The organism is Streptomyces sp. NPDC043996, from assembly GCF_056435225.1.
The window spans coordinates 1-20,104 of sequence record NZ_JBWKEY010000001.1 but is presented as its reverse complement, the minus strand read 5'-3'; the positions used below and the strand labels follow the sequence as shown (position 1 = coordinate 20,104).

The window sequence follows — 20,104 nt, the reverse complement described above, 5'->3', positions numbered from 1 at the left end:
GGAGCCCCAGGTCGGGAAGGGGCGGGTCTGGGGCGCACCGCGAGGGTCAGGAGCCCGCGGTGATCAGGCCTGACTCGTAGGCGGCTATGACCGCCTGGGCGCGGTCGCGGGCGCCTAGTTTGGCGAAGATCGCCGTCACGTGGTTCTTGACCGTGGAGGGGCTGATCAGCAGCGTCTCGGCGATCTCCGCGTTGTCGTAGCCCCGGGCGATGAGCGTCCAGACGTCCGTCTCGCGGGCCGTGAGGTCGGGGCGGACGCGCTGGGCGGCCCGGGGCGCGGGCGCGGTGACGTACGCGGAGATGAGCCGGGTGAGCAGCCGCGGCGCCACCGCCGCCTCACCGCAGCTGACGGTGTGGACCGCGGCCACCAGCTCCTCCGGCGAGACGTCCTTGGGCAGGAACCCCGCGGCGCCCGCGCGCAGCGCGCCGACCACGTACTCGTCCATGTCGAAGGTGCTCAGGGCGAGCACCCGGCACGCGGGCAGCTCGGTGGCAAGGACGGCCGTGGCCTCGACGCCGTCGAGGTGCGGCATGCGGATGTCCATGAGGACCACGTCGGGCCGTAGGGTCCGGGCGAGTTCGACGGCCTCGCGGCCGTCCCCGGCCTCGCCGACGACCCGTACGCCGGGGTCGGCGTGGAAGATGAGCGCGAGGCCTCGCCGGACCAGGGGCTGGTCGTCGGCGATCAGGACCGTCAGGGTGCTTTCGGGTGAGGTCACCGGATCGCCGCTTTCTCGTGGTGGTGGGGCTCGTGCTCGATGCCGGGCAGCGGCAGCGTGGCCAGGACGCGGAAGCCGCGGCCGCCTTCGGGGCGGGGTCCCGTCTCCAGGGTGCCGCCGTGCAGGGCGGCGCGCTCCCGCATGCCGACGAGGCCGTGCCCGGAGCGGCCCCTGCGGACGGTGCCGCCGGGTCCTGAGCCGTCGTCGTACACCTCGACGGTGAGCAGGTCGGGGCCGTAGTGGAGGCGGACGGTGGCGGCGGCGCGGCCCGCGTGCTTGCGGACGTTGGTGAGGGCCTCCTGGACGATCCGGAACACGGTCAGGCCGAGGGTGGGGGCGAGCTCCCTGCGGTCGCCCTCGATGAGCAGCCGGGTGTCCACGCCCAGCTGGCAGGAGTCGGCGACCATCCGCGGCACGTCGTCGACGCCCGGCTGGGGCGCGGCGGGGCCGCCCTCGGTGTCGTCGTCGGCCCGCAGCACGTCCAGGAGCTGCCGCATCTCGCTGAGGGCGAGGCGGCCCGAGTCCTCCAGGGACTCCAGGGCGTCCTGGGCGAGGGCGACGTCGTGGTGGAGCACCTTGCGGGCGCCGCCCGCCATCAGCTGCATCGCGGTGATGTGGTGGGCGACGATGTCGTGCAGCTCGCGGGCGATGCGGCGGCGCTCGTCGGCGACCGCGCCCGCGGCGAGCAGCTCGCGGTGGGCGGCGAGCTGCCGCTGCCACTGGCGGGCCGCGCAGCCGGCGACGACGGCCATGCCGACGCCCACCACGTCCCCGATGACGGCGCGCACCAGCTCCTCGTCCTCGCTGACCCCGGGTATCTGGAGCCCGAGGAAGGTCACCACGCCCGCGGCCACCGCGACGCGCGTCGGCCGCTCCATCGCCACCGAGAACACGGCGACGACGAGGGAGACGGACAGGCCGTACGCGTCGGGGGTGGCGGTGGTGATGATGGTCAGGATGACGAGCACGGAGGCGAGGGCGGCGAGGGGATGGCGCCGGTGCCAGACGAGGCCGAAGGGGAACAGGAAGTGCAGCGCGAAGACGGCCCCGTGCCAGGTCTCGCCGTTGGTCCCCACGTTCAGGGTGTAGGCGGTGAGGTCGAGGACCAGGGCGCCGAGCGCCACCTGGACGTCCCTGCGGCCGGGCATCGGGGGGCCGGGTCGTGGCGGGTGGCTGCGCGCGAGCATGCCGTCGTGACTCCTTGCCGGGGGGAACGTGGTGTGTCCATTCCAGTCTGCGGGACCGGCGAGGGCGTCATCCCCCGGGGGGAGCGCCCGCTAGGAGCGGGGTCCTAGCCGGGCGGCGGGCCACGGCCCTGGTCCCGGGTCGGATTCGTCGTCGCGGGCGACGTGGGCGCCGGGGTGCCGGTGATCTTCTGGAAGGGCCCGGTGGGACCGGGCCCCACCCCACCTGCCGGAGGAACCGGAACCGTGATCAGATCCCTGACGGCGTGCACCACACGCCACGCCTGGAAGTTCATCCTGCTCTGGACGGTCGTCGGTCTCGGCCTGACCCTCGTCGGCCAGGCCAAGCTGAACAGCGTCACCGAGCCCGACATCGCGGGCTTCCTGCCGAAGTCGTACGACTCGGCGGCCGCCCTGCGCATCGCCGAGGACGAGTTCGGCGCCAAGCCCGACGACAACGCCGTGACCGTCCTCGTGGCCCGCGAGGACGGGCGCGCGCTCGCCGCGGCCGACAGCGCGCGCATCGACAGAATCGCGGCTGGGCTCGGCGAGCACCGCCTGACGATGAAGAAGCCCGAGGACACGCCGTCGTTCCTGGTGACGGACCACTCCCAGACACCGGTCGTGCGGCCGCTGTCCAACGCGCCCGACCGGTCGTTCCGCCTGGTGTCCGTCTCGCTCGACGGCAACAAGAACGACCCCGAGCTCCAGGAGCTCTTCCGCGACTTCCGCGACCGCGCGGAGAAGGAGTTCGCCCGGGCCGACCTGCGCAGCGGGTACACCGGCGGCCTCGCGGACCTCGCCGACACGGCGGAGGAGCAGGAGGACACCGAGAAGCTGGTCGGCATCCTGACCATGGGCCTCATCGTGCTCCTGAACGTGCTCGCCTTCCGCAGCGTGCTCGCCGCGCTGCTTCCGCTGCTCGCGGTCACCATCATCGGCGGTGCCGCGACCGGCGCGGTGGTCGGCACGGCCCTGCTGTTCGACTTCAAGCTCGACCCGTCGACGCCGTCCCTGATCACCGTGGTGCTCCTGGGCATCGGCATCGACTACTTCCTGTTCCTGCTCTTCCGCTTCCGCGAGCTGCTGCGGGCCGAGCCGGGGGCGCGTCCCCGGGACGTCGCGGCCGAGTGCGCGGGCCGGGTGGGGGCGGCCATCGCGTCGGCCGCGCTCACCATCGTGGCCGCGTTCGCCACCCTGGGCATCGCCAGCTTCGGGCAGTTCAAGGTGCTCGGCCCGGCCATCGCGGTGTGCGTCCTGGTGATGCTGGTCGCCAGCCTCACGTTCATGCCCGCGCTGCTCGCGGTGTCCGGGCGGAAGATGTTCTGGCCGTCGCGGTCGCTGCGCAAGGAGCCGCGTGCCGGGATGAGCGCGCGGCTCGGGGAGCGCGTCGCCCGGCGTCCGTTCCTGTTCGTGGCCGCCAGCATCGGGCTCCTGGCCGCGCTGAGCGCGGGCGCGCTCGGCATGAAGCTGGACTACGGCTCGGGCGCGGGCCCGGACGATACGCCCGCGGCGGTGACGGCCAAGGAGATCTCCAAGGCGCTGCCCGGCGGCGCGGACAGCCCGCACACCGTGTACGTCGCGGCCGACGGGTCGAAGAAGGCCACGATCGACCGGGCGGGACTCGAAGGCCTCACCAAGGACCTGAAGGCCGTCAAGGGCGTCGGCCGGGTGGCCGCGCCCGTGCTCAACAAGGCACACACGGCCGCCAAGGTGGACTTCTACCTGGACGTGGACGTGCAGTCGCAGCGGGCCCGCGACGTCGTCGCCGACGAGGTGCGGCCCGTGGTCTCCAAGGCGGCGCCGCCCGGCACCGAGGCCCATGTGTCCGGCGAGGCCGCGATCTTCTCGGACGTGTCCGAAGCGGTGTCGAAGGACCTCAAGGTGGTCTTCCCGGTGGCCGCCGCGCTGATCGCCCTGATCCTGGTGGCCCTGCTGCGCAGCCTGCTCGCGCCGCTGGTCCTCATGCTCGCCATCGGGCTCGGCTTCACGGCGACGCTGGGCTCCGGCGTCCTGGTGTTCCAGCACCTCCTGGACCGCCCTGGCGTGTCCTTCACGCTGCCGCTGGTGCTGTTCCTGTTCGTCGTCGCGCTCGGCACCGACTACAACATCCTGATCAGCGACCGCATCCGGGAGGAGATGGGACGGCCGGGCACGACCCAGCAGGCGGTGGCCGCCGCGGTGCGGCACACGGCCCCGGCCATCGTCACCGCCGGAGTCGTCCTCGCGGGCTCCTTCGCGAGCCTCGCGGTGAACCCGTCCCCGGCGACGCAGGAGATCGGCCTCGTCACGGCGCTCGGCATCGGCCTGTCCTCGCTTGTCCTCTCGATCGTCCTGGTGCCCGCGGTGGTGGCGCTGCTCGGCCGGGCGACGTGGTGGCCGTCGAAGTCGGGCCGCGGCCAGGGTCGCGGCCAGGGCCGCCACGGGGGCGGGCACGCCGAGCCGCGGCCCGCGGAGCATGTGCCGTACGCGCGGTACGCGCCGGAGCGGCCGTACGCGGGGGACCAGCCGCCGTACGCGGGGGACCAGGCCTCGTACGGGCCCTACGCCGGTGAGCAGCCGTACGCGCCGGGGCCGCCGCGCCACTGACCGGGTGAGGCGGGCCCGAGGCGGGCCCGGGTGGCGAAGAAGCCGGGGAGACGGGGGGCGTTCCCGTCTCCCCGGCTTCGTCCGGGAGGTGCGGCCGGGCCGGGCCCGGGGGGTGGTGGGCCGGACCGGCCGCCGGTGTTACTTCAGACCTTCGTGGATGGCGGTCACCAGCTCGCCGTTCGCGGTGTCGCCGGTGAACTCCCAGAAGAACGCGCCGCCCAGGGACTGCTCCTTGGCCCAGGCCATCTTGGCGCGGATCGTGGCGGGGGTGTCGTACGACCACCAGTTGGTGCCGCAGTGCGCGTACGCCGTGCCGCCGACGGTGCCGTTGGACGGGCAGGAGTTCTTCAGGACCTTGTAGTCCTCGAAGCCCGCCTCATAGGTGCCCGTGGCGGGTCCGGTCGCGGTGCCGCCCGGCTCCTTCTGCGTGACGCCGGTCCAGCCGCGGCCGTAGAAGCCGATGCCGAGGAGCAGCTTCTTCGCCGGGACGCCCTTGGCCTTCAGCTTGGCGATCGCCGCCGCCGAGTTGAAGCCCTGCTTGGGGATGCCCGGGTAGTCGGTCAGCGGGGAGTGCGGGTTCGTGGGGCCCTTGGCGTCCCAGGCGCCGAAGAAGTCGTACGTCATCACGTTGTACCAGTCGGTGTACTGCGCGGCGCCGCCGTAGTCCGCGGCGTCGATCTTGCCGCCGTCGGAGCCGTCGGCGGTGATGGCGGCGGTGACCAGGTTGTTCGGGCCGAACTTGGTCCGGAACGCCTGCATCATGTTCTTCATCACGGCCGGGCCCGAGGTGTCGCAGGTCAGGCCGCAGGCGTTGGGGTACTCCCAGTCCAGGTCGATGCCGTCGAAGACGTCGGCCCAGCGCGGGTCCTCGACCAGCTTGTAGCAGGAGTCCGCGAACGCCGCCGGGTTCTTCATGGCGTCGGTGAAGCCGCCGGACCAGGTCCAGCCGCCGAACGAGTACAGGATCTTGATGTGCGGGTACTTGGCCTTCAGCTTGCGCAGCTGGTTGAAGTTGCCGCGCAGCGGCTGGTCCCAGGTGTCGCCGACGCCGTCGACCGACAGGTTGGCGGGGACGGCCTTGTCGTAGTCCGCGTAGGCGTCGCCGATCGTGCACTTGCCGCCCTGGACGTTGCCGAAGGCGTAGTTGATGTGCGTGATCTTCTCGGCGGAGCCGGACGTCACGATGTTCTTGACGTTGTAGTTGCGCTGGTAGATGCCCCAGTTGGTGAAGTAGCCCATCTTCACCTTGTCACCGGGGCCGGGCCCGGGGTCGCCGCCACCGGTAGTGCGCACCTTCACCGCGGTGCTGACCGGTCCGGTCTGGTCGGCGGTGTCACGGGCCTGGACGCTGTAGGAGTAGTCGGTGCCCGCGGTCAGGCCGGAGTCGGCGTACGTGGTGGCGGTGACCGTCGCGACCTTGGCGCCGTCGCGCAGGACGTCGTAGTTCTTGACGCCCTTGTCGTCCGTGGCGGCCTTCCAGTCCAGCTTCACCGAGGTGTTGGTGACGTCGGAGGCGGTCGGGGCGCCGGGGGCGGAGGGCGGGTTGTCGCCCGGCTGGCCGCCGCCGTCGCAGCTCTCGCCGTTCAGGAGGCAGTTGGCGGGGGAGCCCGCGCCGGAGCCGTTGAAGCCGAAGGAGACGGAGGCGCCGGGGGCCAGGGAGCCGTTCCAGCCGAGGTTCTTGGCGGTCCAGCGGTTGCCCGAGTTGGTGACCGTGGCGTCCCAGGCGGAGGTGACCCGGGTGCCCGCGGGGAAGTCCCACTCGACGGTCCAGCCGCTGACGGCCGTCGTACCGCTGTTCTTGATGGTCCACTTGCCCTCGAAGCCGCCGCCCCAGTCCTGGGTCCGCGCGTAGGTGGCGGTGACCCCGGCCGCGGCCTTGGGCGCCGCCTGGGGGGTGGCCTTGGGCGCGGCGCCGGGGGCCGCGTCGGCGGGTCCGGAGAGGGCGACGAGCGTGGCGAAGGGGAGCAGCAGGGTGGTGAGTCCGGCTGTCAGACGGTGTCTTGACCGGTGTCGTGACCTGTCTCTGACGCGCAAGGTGTGCTCCTCGGTCGAGTTCCGGGGTGGGGGTGGAACCCTGCGACGCCCGTGAGCACCGTATGGATGACGTGTACATCTCCTGTGCTCACCGCAGTGCGGTGAGAATAGAAAGGTCTGGACCAACGGTCAAGTGGTTGAACCACTGGTCGGAATGCGGCAGTTGGGCCCCGCTCAGACCCCGAGCTCCTGCGCGAGCACCGCCGCCTGCACCCGGCTGCGCAGCTCCAGCTTCCCAAGCAGACGGCTCACATGGGTCTTCACCGTGGCCTCCGCCATGTCGAGCCGACGGGCGATCTCCGCGTTGGACATGCCCTCGCCGAGGCAGGAGAGGACCTCACGCTCCCTGCGGGTCAGCACGTCGAGGACCGAGAGGTCCACACCACCGGCGCCGCGCGAGGCGGGGCCCGGCGCCGCGAACTCCGCGATCAGCCTGCGGGTCACGGCGGGCGCGATCAGGCCCTCGCCGCGCGCGACCGTGCGCACCGCCTCCAGGAGCGCCTTCGCCTCCGTGTTCTTGAGCAGGAAGCCCGAGGCTCCGGCGCGCAGCGCCCCGAAGACGTACTCGTCCAGGTCGAACGTCGTCAGGACGAGCACGTCCGCCAGCTGTTCGGCGACGACCTGACGCGTGGCCGACACGCCGTCCAGGCGCGGCATCTGGACGTCCATCAGGACGAGGTCGGGCCGCAGTTCGCGGGCGAGCGCGACCGCCTGCTCGCCGTCCGCCGCCTCGCCGACGACGTCGATGTCGGGCGCGCTGCGCAGGATCAGGACGAGACCCGCCCGTACGGCGGACTGGTCCTCGGCGACGAGCACACGGATCATTCGGTCACCTCTTGGTCTGCGGGATCGACGGGAAGCCGGGCGGCCACCCGCCACACTTTGCGCTCCGCCCCGGGGCCCGCCTCGGGCCCCGCCTCGGGCCCCGCCGAGAACGTGCCGCCAAGCAGCGCCGCGCGCTCCTGCATGCCGACGAGGCCGGCACCGGACCCGGGAGCGCGCGGGCCCGGCGTGTCCCCGTACGGGCTCGTGACGCGCACGCACAGCGCGCCCGCCTCCCGGGCCAGGGCCACGGTGACCCGGCCGGGGGCGGCGTGCTTGAGGGCGTTGGTGAGGGACTCCTGCACGATGCGGTACGCGGCCATCTCCACCGGCGCGGGCAGGGCGTCGCCGTCCGGGGCGCGGCCGTCGTCCAGGGTCACGTCCAGGCCGTTCGCGCGGGCGCCCGCGACGAGCGCGCCGAGGCCGTCCAGGGTAGGCGCGGCCAGGGGCTCGGCGTCCTTGTCGTATCCGCTGGAGTCCCGCAGGATGCCGATCAGACGGCGCATCTCGGCCAGGCCCTCGACGCTGTTCTCGCGGATGACGGCCAGGGCGTCCCGGGTGGTCCTCTCGTCGTCGAGGGAGAGCGCCGCCGTGGAGTGGATGGCGATCGCCGAGAGGTGGTTGGCGACCACGTCGTGCAGCTCGCGGGCCATCCGGGCGCGCTCGGCGGTGACGGCCTGGGAGCGGTCCACCTCGGCGAGGAGCGCGGTCTGCCCGGCGCGCAGGCGGGCCATCTCCGCCGCGTCCCGGTGGTTGCGGACGAGGGCGCCCGTGGTCGCGGGCGCGAACGACACCAGGGCGGTGATGGCGCCGATGAGGAGCGCCTCCGGCTCCCGGAACCAGGCCAGGAACCCGATGGTCACCGCCACGGTGATCGCGCCGGTGGTGACGGGGATGCGCCGGGCGGCCGCGGGCGTGCCGTACAGGACGGCCGCGTACACGAGGTCGGTGAACATCACGACCGTGGCCAGGTTGCCCGGCGTGAACTGGTCGACGACCAGCGCCACGGTGCCGACGGCGAGCGCGAACCGCGGCGCGGTCCGGCGCAGCAGCTCCAGGCCCGCCATGACGAACAGCGGAAGCAGCGTCCAGGCGTCGCCGAGCGGCCGGTCGATCTGCATGTGCAGGCCGAGCGCCCAGAAGCCGAGGCCGCTGACGAGGCTGACGGAGGCGATGCGGACATCGACGACGTCGGGGCGGGCGAGCGGCAGCGGCATGACTCCATCCAACACGGAGTGCGCCGCTTGGGCCTCCCATCACCGGGTGAAGCACGCGTACATCGAAGTGTGCAGCCGCTACATCGAAGGATGCAGCCGCTACGTCGTCACTGGTGACGACGTGTCGCCGGGGCCGGGAGGCGAATCTGAAGGGGTGAGAACGAAGACCAGGGCGACCGGGAGGAACGAGCCGTGATCGTCACCTTGATCATCATCTGTGAAGTCGGCTTCTGGGTGCTGCTCGCGGCGGGCCTCGCCACGCGCTATCTGCTGCGGATGCCGAAGCTCGGCATCGCGATCCTGCTGTGCGAGCCGCTGCTCGAACTCGTCCTGCTCGTCGTCACCGCGCTCGACCTCAAGAACGGCGCCGACCCGAGCTGGAAGCACGGCCTGGCCGCGCTCTACATCGGCTACACCGTCGGCCACGGCCACCGCACCGTGAAGTGGCTCGACGGCCACGCGGCCCACCGCTTCAACGGCACGCCGGTGCCGCGCCCGCCGCGCTACGGCTGGGCCCGCGCCCGGCACGAGGGCAAGGTCTGGCTCGGCTCCGTGGTGGCCGCGGCCGTCGCCTCGGGGCTGCTCCTGCTCGCCATGGCTTACGTCGACGACCCGAGCCGCACGAGCTCGCTGGAGTCGTGGATGTACGTCGCCTGGCGGACGGCGGGCATCCACGGCCTGATCGCGCTCAGCTACACCGTGTTCCCGAAGCGGGCCCCGGCCCCCGCACCGGGGGAGCGGGACGAGCAGTCCCTGACGAAGGCGGGCAGTCCCTGACGAAGGTCTGAGGCCTAGCGCTCGCCGCCGGGCACCCACAGCACGTCACCGGTCTCCTTGTTCGCCGTCCGCGCCAGGATGAACAGCAGGTCGGACAGGCGGTTGAGGTAGGTGGCCGTGAGCGGGTTCATCGTCTCGCCGTGCGCTTCGAGGGCGGCCCACGTGGAGCGCTCGGCGCGCCGCACCACCGTGCACGCCTGGTGCAGCAGCGCCGCGCCGGGCGTGCCGCCCGGCAGGATGAAGCTCCGCAGCTTCTCCAGGCGCTCGTTGAAGCGGTCGCAGTCCGCCTCCAGCTTGTCGACGTAGAACTGCTCCACGCGCAGCGGCGGGTACTTCGGGTCCTCGACGACCGGCGTCGACAGATCGGCGCCCACGTCGAAGAGGTCGTTCTGGACCCGGGTGAGGACCGTCACGACCTCCGCGTCCAGGCCGCCGAGCGCGATGGCGGTGCCGATGACCGCGTTGGCCTCGTTCGCGTCGGCGTACGCGGCGATCCTGAGGTCGGTCTTGGCGGTCCTGCTCATGTCGCCGAGGGCGGTGCTGCCCTGGTCGCCGGTACGGGTGTAGATGCGCGTCAGATTGACCATGCGGGCCAGCGTAGCCAGCGCCCCGCCGCGCTAGGCACCGGCGGTGCGCACGACGCGGGTGCCGACCGCCACGGCGGCGACGGCGAAGCCGACGGCGACCAGGACGCCGTACAGCATGTGTGCGGTGGCGTACTGGCCGACGTAGGCGTCGCGGACCGCGTCCACCAGGTAGCGGAAGGGCGTCAGGTGCGAGAGCACGTCAAGCCACGCGGGTCCGAGCGCCATCGGCAGCATCAGGCCGGACAGCAGCATCGACGGCATCACCAGGGCGTTGACCGTCGGCCCGAACTCCTGCGGCGTGGGCGCCTTCAGCGCGAGCGCGTACGACAGCGAGGCCAGCGCGAAGCTGAGCAGCGCCACGAACGCGAACCCGATCAGGATGCCCGCGAGCGGCGCGCGCAACCCCATCACCAGGGCGGCGAGCACCAGCAGGACGCCCTGGAAGACGAACAGCGCGGCGTCGCGCAGCAGTCGGCCGAGCATCAGCGCGAGCCTGCTCACCGGCGTCACGCGCATCCGGTCGAGCACCCCCCAGTTCTTCTCCAGGATGATCGCGAAGCCGCTGAACGAGGCGCCGAACAGGCTCAGCTGGAGCAGCAGGCCCGGCACCAGGACCTGCCAGGAGTCGCCGCGCGAGGCCAGCGGCAGATCGGTGAGCAGGGGGCCGAAGAACAGCAGGTACAGCAGGGGCATCAGGGCGCCGAAGAAGATCTGGAACTTGGACCTCAGCGTCTGGCGGACATAGCGCCCGAAGAGCAGCGCGGTGTGGTGGAGGAGCATGGCGGGCGGTTCCTGTCTGGGGGCGAAGGGGGCGGGCTGCGGTGGCGAAGGAGGCGGGCGGCCACGGGTGCGGTGCCGACGGGGTCGCGGACGGCCCTGGGCGTGGAGCCGACGGGCTCAGACGGCCACGGGGGCGGTGTCGACGGGGGCGGGGCCGCGGCCGGTGATGGCGAGGAAGGTGTCCTGGAGCGTGGCGTCGGCCGATCCGGCGTAGCGCCGCTTGAGCGCGGCCGGGGTGCCCTCGGCGGCGACCACGCCGCGGTCGACGACGACGATCCGGTCCGCGAGCGCGTCGGCCTCGTCCAGGTAGTGCGTGGTGAGGAAGACCGTGGTGCCGTGCTCGTCGCGCAGCCGCCGCACCAGCCGCCAGAGGTCGGCGCGGCTCGCCGGGTCGAGGCCGGTGGTCGGCTCGTCGAGGAAGAGCACGGCGGGCCGGTGGGTGAGCCCGAGCGCGATGTCGAGCCTGCGCCGCTGGCCGCCGGAGAGCGCCGCGGTCCTGCGGCCGAGCAGCTCGGTGAGGCCGAGGTCGGCCGCGAGCTCCTCGGCGCGCTCCTCGGCGTGCGCCTTCGACAGGCCGTAGAGCCTTCCCTGGACCACGAGTTCGGCGCGCACGGTCTCCTGCGGGTCGAGGCCGCCGGACTGGGCCACGTAGCCGATCGCGCCGCGCACGCCCGCGGGGTCGCCCGCCAGGTCGTGGCCCGCCACGGTGGCGGCGCCTCCGGTGGGCGGCAGGAGCGTGGTGAGCATCCGCAGGGTCGTGGTCTTGCCCGCGCCGTTCGGCCCCAGGAAGCCGAGGATCTCGCCGGGCTCGACGGTCAGGTCGATGCCGCGCACGGCCTCCACGGGGCCGTTCTTGGTGGAGAAGGTCCGGGTGAGCCCCGCCGCACTGATGATTGCCATGGAGACCACAAAAACAGAGCCACTGAAATTTTGCAATGTCACCAATATTTCATGGACTCCCTGGATCGGCGCCTAGGATGAGGCCATGGCTGAGGGACTCAGGGAGCGTAAGAAGCGGCAGACCAAGCAGCGGATCTCGGACATCGCGACCGGGCTCTTCCTGGAGCACGGCTTCGTCACCGTCACCGTCGCCGAGGTCGCGGACGCCGCGGACGTGTCCGTCAACACCGTCTACAACTACTTCCCGGCCAAGGAGGACCTGTTCCTCGACCGGGGCGTGGAGATGATCGACCGGCTCTCCCGCTGGGTGCGCGGGCGCCGCGACGGCGAGAGCGCCGCCGACGCCGTGCTGCGCGAACTGCGCGCCCTCGTCGAGGCCGTGTCGCCCACGGTCGGACTCTTCACGGGCTACGCCGACTTCATGCGGGTCATCACGGACTCGCCCGCCCTGCGCTCCCGGCTCTGGGCCATCCAGCAGGAGAGCCTGAGCGACCTCGTCGCCACCCTGCGCGCCGAGGCGGACCCGGGCGCGGGCCGCCTGCCCGAACTCGTGGCCGGACAGCTCAACTGGACGCACGCCACCCTCATGGCCTGGATCGGCGCCGAGATGATGGCGCGCCGCGATCCGGCCGAGGTCTCCCGCGAGGCCCTCGTCCTCCTCGACGAGCTCGAGGAACTCCTGAGCGAACGGGTCCTCAACTACGCTGCCCGCGAGGCCTCCTGACCCCTCGTGGCCCCCCTCGCGGCCCGCCCCGGTGTGATGTCCGTCAAACGGGACGTGGCGTGCGTCTCTTCGCCGCCACCTGGCAGCTCACGACCGCTAGTGTCCGCTTCAGCGCGAAACGTAAACAGCGGGTAAGCGCTCTGTCATACGCCAGGCAAGGGGAGTCGTAACGTGGCACGAAAGCTCGCCGTCATCGGAGCCGGCCTCATGGGGTCCGGCATCGCCCAGGTCTCCGCCCAGGCGGGCTGGGACGTGGTCCTGCGCGACGTCACCGACGAGGCGCTGACCCGGGGCACGGACGGCATCAAGGCCTCGTACGAGAAGTTCGTGAGCAAGGGCAAGCTCGACGCCGCGGACGCCGAGGCCGCCCTCGGCCGCATCACGACCACCACCGACCTGGAGGCGGCCGCCGACGCGGACGTTGTCGTCGAAGCCGTCTTCGAGAAGCTCGAGGTCAAGCACGAGATCTTCCGGACGCTCGACAAGCTCGTGCGGGACGAGACCGTGCTCGCCTCCAACACCTCCGCCATCCCGATCACCAAGATCGCGGCCGTCACGGAGCGCCCGGAGCGCGTCGTCGGCGCCCACTTCTTCTCGCCGGTGCCCATGATGGGTCTGTGCGAGCTCGTCCGCGGCCACAAGACCAGCGACGAAACCCTCGCCACCACCCGCGCGTTCGCCGAGTCCGTCGGCAAGACCTGCATCGTCGTCAACCGCGACGTCGCGGGCTTCGTGACCACCCGCCTGATCTCCGCCCTCGTCGTCGAGGCCGCCAAGCTCTACGAGTCGGGCGTCGCGACCGCCGAGGACATCGACATCGCCTGCAAGCTCGGCTTCGGCCACGCCATGGGCCCGCTCGCCACCGCGGACCTCACCGGCGTCGACATCCTCCTGCACGCCACCGACAACATCTACACCGAGTCGCAGGACGAGAAGTTCGCCGCCCCCGAGCTGATGCGCCGGATGGTTGACGCCGGTGACATCGGACGCAAGAGCGGGCAGGGCTTCTACAAGCACTGAGCACGAACACCGAGCACGAACACGGACGCGCCGTCACTCCGAGGGTCACCCCTCGGAGTGATTTCGGTATCGGTTCGCTTACAGACGGCAACTTCCTCACCCACGTGACAGTCAGTTGCTGTGACATACGCAGACGCCTTACGGCACGGGCGTCACACCCGACACGGCACTCTTGGGGAGCGCATATGCACATCAGGGGCGACCAGGCCCAGCTGGTCGTCGGGGGACGCCTCGACGTACGCAGCGCGGCGGACGCCCGCACGGTCCTGCACTCGGCCGTCGACGACGGAGCCGGAGACCTGGTGCTCGACCTGTCCGAACTCGACTCGTGGGACGCCACGGGACTCGGCGTCATCATGGGCGCGCACCGCCGCGCCGGGCGCTGCGGGCGCAGGCTCGTCCTGCGCGGCGTGCCTCCGCAGATGCAGCGCCTGCTCGTCGCGACCCGACTGCACCGCATCCTCGCCATCGAGGGCGGCATCGGAGTCGAATCGCTGCCTCGCGTGTGACGCCGCGTGTGCCGCTTCCCCGCCCGTGACGTGCGGAACGCCGCCCCGGGCGCGCCGGTCCGCCGCACGCGACCCGGACGAGCCGCGCGAGCGGCGCGGCCCGGCGACGGGTGCGCAATCCTCACGAGACTGTGACGTCTCGGGCGGGTCGGTACCCCGCCCTCCGTGGACATACTGAAGACGGTTTAGGGTTCGGTCGCCCGACGATTGACGAACCCACACGGGGGCACCGGACCAGAAGCGACAGCGCGGTGTGCCCACGGCCAGAGGGGGCTTCGCACCGACGCATCTGGGGGGCTTGGACCATGGACCCGACGAACCGGGGACCGGAGGAGTACGGCCACGACGGCCGCACGCAGCCCGGCCACGACGCCCACGACGGCGCGGCGGGGGACACCCGCCCGCCCCGGCACGACGCCTCGACCGGACCGGCGAGCGCCGGCGGACCCGGCGCGCCCGGCCTCGGCGCGGCGATATCCACGCCCGCGCCCGTCCGCGCCGTGCGCCTGGTCTCCGGTGACTTCCTGCTCACCGTGAACCCCGTGGACGGCAGCGAGATCGAACCCTGCCCGCCCGGCGAACAGCCCGAGCGCCCCCGCGCCTACACCGCGGCCGAGCGCGCCGAACGCCGCCGGGCCGCCCTGCCGCCCGTGCCGCCGGGGCCCGCACTGCCCCGCCCCCCGCTCCTCGAACGCCAGGAGGAGCGCGAGCGCCTCGTGCGCCTCCTCGCCCGCGGCCGCTCCGTACGCCTCACCGGACCCGCGGGCTCCGGGCGCACCGCCCTCCTCGACGCCGTCGCCGAGGACTGCGCGGACCTCGCCCCCGACGGCGTCATCCGGCTCTCGGGCTACCACCGCACGCCGACGGACCTCCTGTACGAGCTGTGCGCCACCGTCCACGACACGCGGCAGTACCGCCCCGACCGCGCCCTGCTGCGCGAACTCGTCGGCGAGATCGGCGCCGTCGTCGTCCTGGACGACCTGGAGTTCGGCGGCACCGCCCTCGAAGAGCTCCTCGACGCCACCCCCGAGTGCGCCTTCCTCGTCGCCGCGACCCCCGACATCGCCGCGCCCGCGCCCGAGTCCCACCTCGAAGAGGTCTTCCTCGGCGGCCTCGGCCGCGGCGGCGCCCTCGAACTCCTGGAGCGCGTCGTCGGCCGCGTCCTCACCGACGAGGAGGCCGACTGGGCGGGCGACCTGTGGTTCGAGTCCGAGGGCCTGCCGCTGCGCTTCGTCCAGGCGGGCGCCCTGCTGCGCCAGCACGACCAGCTGCGCGCCGACCCCGACGCCTTCGCCGAGCACGACCCCTACGACGGCCCCGGCGCCCCGCCCGCGGACGCGCCCTTCGCCGCCCTGCCCGGCGACCCCACCGACCAGGTGCCGCCGCCCTCGCTCGCGGAGGGCGCGGCGCCCGCCGCGCTGCTCGCCTCCCGCCTGAGCCCGTCCGCGCGGGCCGCCCTTCGCTTCGCCGTCGCGCTCGGCGGTGACCTGCCGCACCCGGCCCACCTGCCCGCGCTCGTCGGCGACACCCACGCCGACGCGGCCCTCGCCGAGCTCGTCGACTGCGCCCTCGTCACCCCCGTCGGCGGACACCACCGGCTCGCCGCCGGGGTGCGGATCCAGCTGGAGAGCGCCGGATACGCCGACGACGCCGCCGCGCACGCGCAGTCCGCCGCCCAGCACTACGCCTGGTGGTCCGGGCATCCCTCGGTCAGCCCCGAGCGGGTGGCCGCCGAGGCCGACGCGATCCTCGCCGCCCTCGCCGCCCTCATGGCGGCCAGGGACGCGGCGGGCGGCGACGATCCCTCGGCCGCGGTGCTGCTCGCGCGCACCGTCGCGCCCGCCTTCGCCGCGGGGCTCAACTGGGGCGCCTGGGAGCGGGCGCTCAGGGCAGGACAGGAGGCGTCGCGCACCTGCGGCGAGGTCGCCGAAGAGGCGTACTTCCACCACGAGCTCGGCATCCTCGCGCTCTGCGGCGGGCGCCTCGACCGGGCCCGCGCCGAACTGGAGGCCTCCATCGGCCTGCGCGGCGCCCTCGCCGACAAGCGCGGCACCATCGCGGGCCGCCGCGCCCTGGCCCTGGTCGCCGACCGCTCCGGCGGCGCGCTGCCCGGCGGGCGCACGGCCGCGGGCGAGGAGGTGCCCGACGCGCGGTACGAGGAGTCGGCGTCGCCGCCCGGCGGGGTGCGCGCCACGTTCGTGCCGCCGATGCCCTCCACCTCGCCCGACGAGGTGGAGACGGTCGTGAGCCAGCAGGCCACCGTCCCGCCCGTGCCCGCGCCGCCGCGGCCGGGCCACCCGGGCCCCGGCGGCCCGGCACCCACCCGCCGCGCCATCCTGCGCGGCACGCGCCGCAACCTCGTCGCGGCCGGTGCGGGCGCCCTGCTCGTCGCGGTGCTCGGCACGGTGGTGACGCTCGGCGCGACCTCCGGTGACGACGAGGACCCCTCCGACAAGGTCCGCACCGACCAGTCGGCGAGCGCCGACGGCGACGGCGGCGGCCTCGGCGCCGACAAGCCCGGCAAGGGCGGCGCGTCGCAGGGCCCCGTCGACCCGGGGAAGGACGGCGTGCCCGGCACGTCGGACGACCCGACGCCGCCGAGCGGCAGCGGACGGCCCTCCGATCACGGCGGCAGCGGTGGCGGTGGCGGCTCGCAGAGCCCCTCGGGCAAGCCGAGCGGCAAGCCCTCGGGCCGCCCGTCGGGCCAGCCAAGCCACGGGCCGACGACGAGGCCGCCGACCTCCCACCCGCCGACCTCGCGCCCGCCCACGTCCCGGCCCCCGACTTCGCGTCCGCCGACCACCCAGCCGCCGACGACGCAGCCGCCCACGTCCCAGCCGCCGTCGACCCCGACCTCGCCGAACACCTCGAACTCGGCGAGCGGCCCGGTGTCGTCAAGCCCGGTGTCGACGGGCTCCGCGAGCGGCGGCCCGTCGACGGCCCCGTCATCAGGGACGCCGTCGGCCTGATCGCCTACACCGTCGGCCTGACGGCACGCATACGGAGAGGGGGCGGGCCCCGGTGGGCCCGCCCCCTCTGCGCGTGTCCTCGCTCCGGCGTCCTCAGAACAGCCGGGGCCTGTCGCGGCTCGCCGTCAGAACAGCCGCAGCTTGTCGTCCTCGATGCCGCGCAGCGCGTTGTAGTCCAGGACCGCGCAGCCGATGCCGCGGTCCGTGGCGAGGACGCGGGCCTGCGGCTTGATCTCCTGGGCGGCGAAGATGCCCTTGACCGGCGCCAGGTGCGGGTCGCGGTTCAACAGCTCCAGATAGCGGGTGAGTTGCTCCACGCCGTCGATCTCGCCGCGGCGCTTGATCTCCACGGCGACGGTCTGCCCGTCGGCGTCGCGGCACAGGATGTCGACGGGCCCGATCGCCGTCATGTACTCGCGGCGGATCAGCGAATACCCCTCACCGAGTGTCTCGATCCGATCGGCGAGCAGCTCCTGAAGGTGTGCTTCCACGCCGTCCTTGATGAGGCCCGGGTCCACGCCCAGTTCGTGCGAGGAGTCGTGCAGGACTTCCTCCATCGTGATGATGAGCTTCTCGTCCGCCTTGTTCGTGACGGTCCACACACCGGAGTCGTCGCCCGTGCCCTCCTTCAGGGTGCACGGCGGCGACATCCAGTTGAGGGGCTTGTAGGCCCGGTCGTCAGCGTGAATGGAGACGCTGCCGTCCGCCTTGACCAGGATCAGGCGGGGGGCTGACGGAAGGTGGGCGGTGAGCCTGCCCGCGTAGTCCACGGAGCAGCGGGCGATGACGAGACGCATGGTCGGCAACGCTACTCGACGGCGGGAGGGTCCTGCGAATTCACGCCCCCGAGCGCCCGGCGCGCGGGCGTGGGGCGCACCACTTGTCCGCCGATGAACCCGTTCGAACCTGGCCAGTTATGCGCCCAATCTCCTGGTGCCCGCCACAGGCGTTGCCTACCGTATAAGCAGGAGGTCGTCGCACGTGCACGCTGCGTATGCGAGCTCCTTCCCTGTCCGTAAACCCCTGCTCCCTGGGGGTGCGAGAGGAGAACCCATGTCGCTCGACGTCTCACCGGCACTGTTGGAACAGGCCGAGCGAGGCGAGGTCGACGAAGCTGCCTTCGTCGACTGCGTCCGGACCTCCCTGCCCTACGCATGGGAGATGATCAGCTCCCTGGTGGCCCAGCTGAAGGTTGACGGCGGCGAATTCGCCGACAACCAGACGCCGCCGCCGGACGAGCAGGCGCGCGGCCAGCTGCTGCGCGCGCTCGCGAGTGACGCGATTCGCGGGGCCCTTCAGCGCCACTTCGGGGTGCGCCTGGCGTTCCAGAACTGCCACCGCGTGGCGGTGTTCCCCCTGGACGCCTCGGCGGACGACAGGCTGGCCAAGTTCACTTCCATCCGTGGCCAGTTGCTGAACCAGTCACCCGAACTGCGGGACTGCTGATCCCTTCGCTGCCGCTCCGTACGCGGGAGGTGCATCAGTACCGGGGCGGCAGCGCCCCCTTGGCGCGGGCGCCCTGAGCCAGTTTCTGGCCGGGGCGGGCGCCGTCGCTAGGTCAGTTGACGCAGCACCTCGGTGCCCAGTCTGCGGACGTTCTCCTCCGTCGTCGTGAGCTCCCCTGAGCCCTCGACGAGCAGCGCGAAACGGGTGATGCCGGTGCGCTCCGCGGTGGCGGCGAGGCGGTCCGCGCACACCTGGGGGGTGCCGACCGGGTGGATGCCGCACAGCAGTTCCGTGTAGGCGACCGGGTCGCGCATGGCGCGGACGCGGCCGTCCACCGTCACATGCGCCTCAAGGCCCAGGCGCAGCCAGCCGGGCATCGCCTTCTTCAGCGTCTCCACCGCGTCCACGCGGCGGTCGGCGATCTGCGCCACCCCCGCCGAGACGTGCGCGGTGGCCGCGATCTCGTCCGGTGTGCGGCCCGCGGCACGTGCGTGCCTGTTCCACAAGGACACCATTTCGGCCTTCTCCTCGTCGCCCGCGTGCATGCCGAGCAGCATCGGCAGGCCCCGGGCCGCGGCGAGGCGGACGCTGGACGGCGAGGTGCAGGCCACCACCACCTCGGGGCGGCCTGGCGGCGCCGCGTCGTCCCGCTGCAGGCACGGGACCACCGCGACGTCCCGGAAGTCGAAGCGGCCACCGGGGCCCGCGACCCGCGGCTCGCCGCTCAGCCAGCGAAGCAGCAGATCGAGGGACTCCGGGAACCCCTTCTCGTACGCCTCTATCCCGGAGCCGAAGACCTCCAGGTCGACCCACGGGCCGCCGCGCCCCACGCCGAGTGTGAAGCGGCCGCCGGTGGTCAGGTGCAGCAGCGCGGTCTGCTCGCCGAGCGCCACCGGGTGGGCGCTGGGAAGGACGGTCACGGCCGTGCCGACGCGGATGCGCCGGGTGCGGCCGAGCAGCAGGGCCGCGAGTGTGATCGCGGACGGACACGTGCCGTACGGCACGAAGTGGTGTTCGGCGAGCCAGACGCTGTCGAGGCCCACCTCCTCGGCGACCTCGGCGGACCGCACCGCGCGGTGCAGCGCCTCCCCATGCCCCTGTCCCGGGAACTGGGCGGCCAGCACAAAGCTTCCTAAGCGCATCGGACTTCCTGCCTCCTCGACTCCGACGCGGGTACTCCCCTTACCGGCAACAACGCATGACACGTGCCAAAGGCACGGCTTGGCGGGCAGATTGGCAGATTTTCCGCTCCGTGCCGGACGCTGCGCCGGGGCGGGCACCGGACGCGTACCCCTCCGCCTGCCGCGTAGGCTGGACAGCCCCGCCCCCTGTTCCTTCCGTGAGGTGTGTTCCGTGTCGCCGCGTCGCAATCGCCCCAAGGGCGCCGGAGAGTCGAAGCCGGAGCCGCAGGCGGAGCAGTCCGGCCGCTACGGCGGCTTCCAGCGGTCCGAGGACTGGCAGGGCGAGCAGTGGCACCTGCGCCATGTCGCGGGCGCGAGCGCGGCGGGCAAGACCTACCGCTGCCCCGGCTGCGACCAGGAGATCCCCTCCGGCCTCGGGCACGTGGTGGCGTGGCCCGCGCACTCGGGCGTGGACGAGCGGCGGCACTGGCACACCGGCTGCTGGAGCGCGAAGGACCGGCGCACGCCGGGGGTGCGGCGCTCGCGCAACGCGCCGCGGTACTGAGCGGGTCCGTACGAAGACGAAGACGGCGGCGGGGGGGGGGGGGGGGGAGGGGGGGGGGGGGAAGGGGGGGGGGGGGGGGGGGGGGGGGGGGGGGGGCTGCTTTTTTGAAAGAGAAAAGAGAAAACACCCACCCACCCCATAA

18 protein-coding genes are annotated in these 20,104 nt (G+C 72.8%); 8 read left to right on the top strand and 10 right to left on the bottom strand.

Annotated elements, in window-relative coordinates; genetic code table 11:
- Positions 1–46: 46 nt before the first annotated feature.
- A complete protein-coding gene (locus AC07A4_RS00090) occupies positions 47–718 on the bottom strand; it encodes a response regulator (RefSeq protein WP_478590786.1) in 672 nt (223 codons plus the stop codon).
- Positions 715–1,905 carry a sensor histidine kinase gene (locus tag AC07A4_RS00085; protein ID WP_478590783.1) on the bottom strand — a complete coding sequence of 397 codons (1,191 nt, stop codon included), beginning with the start codon at positions 1,903–1,905 and terminating at the stop codon, positions 715–717. The genes AC07A4_RS00090 and AC07A4_RS00085 overlap by 4 nt, the downstream gene beginning before the upstream one ends.
- A gap of 243 nt (positions 1,906–2,148) precedes the next feature.
- Here AC07A4_RS00085 and AC07A4_RS00080 point away from each other — a divergent pair, with 243 nt between their 5' ends.
- The gene (locus AC07A4_RS00080; protein WP_478590781.1) at positions 2,149–4,491 is read left to right on the top strand and encodes an MMPL family transporter; all 2,343 of its coding nucleotides are present in this window, start codon (positions 2,149–2,151) and stop codon (positions 4,489–4,491) included.
- Positions 4,492–4,629: 138 nt separating this feature from the next.
- Here the strand turns inward: AC07A4_RS00080 and AC07A4_RS00075 are convergent, their stop codons facing one another.
- From AC07A4_RS00075 to AC07A4_RS00065, 3 genes are all read right to left on the bottom strand, one after another.
- On the bottom strand, positions 4,630–6,525 hold the full coding sequence (locus AC07A4_RS00075; RefSeq protein WP_478590778.1) for a glycosyl hydrolase family 18 protein: 1,896 nt from the start codon (positions 6,523–6,525) through the stop codon (positions 4,630–4,632).
- A gap of 174 nt (positions 6,526–6,699) precedes the next feature.
- The gene (locus tag AC07A4_RS00070; protein WP_478590775.1) at positions 6,700–7,350 is read right to left on the bottom strand and encodes a response regulator; all 651 of its coding nucleotides are present in this window, start codon (positions 7,348–7,350) and stop codon (positions 6,700–6,702) included.
- A complete protein-coding gene (locus AC07A4_RS00065) occupies positions 7,347–8,564 on the bottom strand; it encodes a sensor histidine kinase (protein ID WP_478590773.1) in 1,218 nt (405 codons plus the stop codon). Before AC07A4_RS00065 ends, AC07A4_RS00070 begins: the two co-directional genes overlap by 4 nt.
- Before the next feature lie 192 nt (positions 8,565–8,756).
- On the opposite strand from AC07A4_RS00065, the gene AC07A4_RS00060 reads away from it, so the two are divergent.
- Positions 8,757–9,341 carry a hypothetical protein gene (locus tag AC07A4_RS00060; protein ID WP_478590770.1) on the top strand — a complete coding sequence of 195 codons (585 nt, stop codon included), beginning with the start codon at positions 8,757–8,759 and terminating at the stop codon, positions 9,339–9,341.
- 14 nt (positions 9,342–9,355) lie between these two features.
- Here the strand turns inward: AC07A4_RS00060 and AC07A4_RS00055 are convergent, their stop codons facing one another.
- The 3 genes from AC07A4_RS00055 to AC07A4_RS00045 all read right to left on the bottom strand — a co-directional run bounded on the left by AC07A4_RS00055 (position 9,356) and on the right by AC07A4_RS00045 (position 11,608).
- Positions 9,356–9,928 carry a cob(I)yrinic acid a,c-diamide adenosyltransferase gene (locus AC07A4_RS00055; protein WP_478590768.1) on the bottom strand — a complete coding sequence of 191 codons (573 nt, stop codon included), beginning with the start codon at positions 9,926–9,928 and terminating at the stop codon, positions 9,356–9,358.
- A 30-nt stretch (positions 9,929–9,958) separates the two neighbouring features.
- Positions 9,959–10,708 (bottom strand): ABC transporter permease, encoded by a 750-nt coding sequence (locus AC07A4_RS00050; protein WP_478590766.1) that lies wholly within the window; start codon positions 10,706–10,708, stop codon positions 9,959–9,961.
- Positions 10,709–10,825: 117 nt separating this feature from the next.
- Positions 10,826–11,608, bottom strand: coding sequence for an ABC transporter ATP-binding protein (locus AC07A4_RS00045; RefSeq protein ID WP_478590763.1), 783 nt, complete (start codon positions 11,606–11,608; stop codon positions 10,826–10,828).
- 85 nt (positions 11,609–11,693) lie between these two features.
- On the opposite strand from AC07A4_RS00045, the gene AC07A4_RS00040 reads away from it, so the two are divergent.
- From AC07A4_RS00040 to AC07A4_RS00025, 4 genes are all read left to right on the top strand, one after another.
- Positions 11,694–12,332, top strand: a complete 639-nt coding sequence (locus AC07A4_RS00040) for a TetR/AcrR family transcriptional regulator (RefSeq protein WP_478590761.1) — start codon at positions 11,694–11,696, stop codon at positions 12,330–12,332.
- 171 nt (positions 12,333–12,503) lie between these two features.
- Positions 12,504–13,352, top strand: a complete 849-nt coding sequence (locus tag AC07A4_RS00035) for a 3-hydroxyacyl-CoA dehydrogenase family protein (RefSeq protein ID WP_478590758.1) — start codon at positions 12,504–12,506, stop codon at positions 13,350–13,352.
- Positions 13,353–13,537: 185 nt separating this feature from the next.
- A complete protein-coding gene (locus AC07A4_RS00030) occupies positions 13,538–13,861 on the top strand; it encodes an STAS domain-containing protein (RefSeq protein ID WP_030361223.1) in 324 nt (107 codons plus the stop codon).
- A 305-nt stretch (positions 13,862–14,166) separates the two neighbouring features.
- Positions 14,167–16,830, top strand: a complete 2,664-nt coding sequence (locus AC07A4_RS00025) for an ATP-binding protein (protein ID WP_478590756.1) — start codon at positions 14,167–14,169, stop codon at positions 16,828–16,830.
- Positions 16,831–16,955: 125 nt separating this feature from the next.
- Here the strand turns inward: AC07A4_RS00025 and nucS are convergent, their stop codons facing one another.
- Positions 16,956–17,627, bottom strand: a complete 672-nt coding sequence (nucS, locus tag AC07A4_RS00020; RefSeq protein WP_478590754.1) for an endonuclease NucS — start codon at positions 17,625–17,627, stop codon at positions 16,956–16,958.
- 256 nt (positions 17,628–17,883) lie between these two features.
- Here nucS and AC07A4_RS00015 point away from each other — a divergent pair, with 256 nt between their 5' ends.
- Positions 17,884–18,276 carry an SCO5389 family protein gene (locus AC07A4_RS00015; protein WP_030685118.1) on the top strand — a complete coding sequence of 131 codons (393 nt, stop codon included), beginning with the start codon at positions 17,884–17,886 and terminating at the stop codon, positions 18,274–18,276.
- A 107-nt stretch (positions 18,277–18,383) separates the two neighbouring features.
- Here the strand turns inward: AC07A4_RS00015 and AC07A4_RS00010 are convergent, their stop codons facing one another.
- Positions 18,384–19,418, bottom strand: coding sequence for an LLM class flavin-dependent oxidoreductase (locus tag AC07A4_RS00010; protein ID WP_478590751.1), 1,035 nt, complete (start codon positions 19,416–19,418; stop codon positions 18,384–18,386).
- 211 nt (positions 19,419–19,629) lie between these two features.
- Between AC07A4_RS00010 and AC07A4_RS00005 the strand changes: the two genes are divergently transcribed.
- Positions 19,630–19,962, top strand: coding sequence for an ATP/GTP-binding protein (locus AC07A4_RS00005; RefSeq protein WP_478590749.1), 333 nt, complete (start codon positions 19,630–19,632; stop codon positions 19,960–19,962).
- Positions 19,963–20,104 lie beyond the last annotated feature (142 nt).